This is a genomic window from Paenibacillus sp. KS1, assembly GCF_001680695.1.
Lineage (GTDB): Bacteria > Bacillota > Bacilli > Paenibacillales > Paenibacillaceae > Paenibacillus_B > Paenibacillus_B suaedae.
Map to the genome: position 1 here is coordinate 1 of NZ_MAIS01000237.1, position 1,238 is coordinate 1,238.

A 1,238-nucleotide genomic window follows, 5' to 3' on the forward strand; every position below is an offset into this window, starting at 1 on the left:
ACTGTAGAAATCCAGCGCCTTCGATAAATTTCTATCTTACGTGATCTTGCTCACTATACATCATCCTTCTACTAATGTTTCTTGACATGGAAAAAGCTTACTTCCACTAATATTGATAGAGTAAGCTTTTTAAAGTGTATCAAGTTGTCAAGTTATTTAGTGTCTAGTATATTGAGCGGATTGTACGATACTGTTATTGACTTTCAAGTGATTTTTAATATATTTTGTCACATACTTCAAAAGGCCTAAAGCCAATCAAAAATCAAATACATGACAATTCGCTTTATATTACATATAAAACTCTTCTACCGAAATCACTTCAATTGAATTACAATGAAAATCAATAAATTGAAATCCATCATTTTCACCATACCCACTATCATCATGTACATGGTAGCGCTGGTTACTTACCAAACCCTGTTCCTTCATATCATGAACTATTAAGTCACCTGACAGAGGGAAAGTTGTTGCTTTTCGTATCGTTAAATCTTCAACATCATGATATCTAATCATTATTTTGAATGGCTCCTTTGTCTTTAATAGGGTAACATGAAAAATAAGATCCAGTGTCCCGATATAATTACCCTCAAAATCATCTTCAACATTGTATTCTATTTTTACAATTCGCTCATATACCCACGAATCGTTAAGTGTATTAGTTATCATCTCAATATTTTTGATATACACTGATTTTATCGCTCCTTAATCAATAAAAATTATTTCATTTGTCTTACGATCCACTTGACTTTTCCTCATTCTCCCCGTCGAAGAATCTCGCATATACACAATTTTTTCTTTGATGTTTTTCCCTGCATCTTGATAAATGTACTCATGCAAGTGCGGTGGATTGGGATGATGTTTTGCATTACCATGATCACTATAATCCACCCTATACTTTTGCTTTCCTGCATGATCATAAATGACTCTAGACTTTTCTACTTGTCCACTCGAACCTAAACGACTAAAATCAATTCTATCTCCTGGGGTTCCTTGCATTGGAGCATAGTTATTTTTATAGTACTCGTCAGGTAAAAAGGGCTCCGTAGCAAAGTCATCAGCTTTTCGAGTCCCCTCATCACTTGCCTTCTTGCTTCTGCCCGACGCGGATCCCGACGCTGAATTCTCCGGTTCGGTGCCCGAATAGTATTTCCGCACCTCAATCTGATTCTTCGTCGGTTCTAGAGGCTTCTACGTAGACGATTTATAGCTCACATTTGGTCCATCGTACGCCAGCTTAT

The 1,238-nt window shown here is 36.3% G+C and carries 2 protein-coding genes; both read right to left on the bottom strand.

Going from position 1 to position 1,238, the window contains the following annotated elements:
- Window positions 1-288 precede the first annotated feature (288 nt).
- Window positions 289-687, bottom strand: coding sequence for a hypothetical protein (locus tag BBG47_RS28045; RefSeq protein ID WP_021254723.1), 399 nt, complete (start codon window positions 685-687; stop codon window positions 289-291).
- Between the two features lie 15 nt (window positions 688-702).
- Window positions 703-1,155, bottom strand: coding sequence for a hypothetical protein (locus tag BBG47_RS28050; protein WP_065294472.1), 453 nt, complete (start codon window positions 1,153-1,155; stop codon window positions 703-705).
- Between the last annotated feature and the right edge of the window lie 83 nt (window positions 1,156-1,238).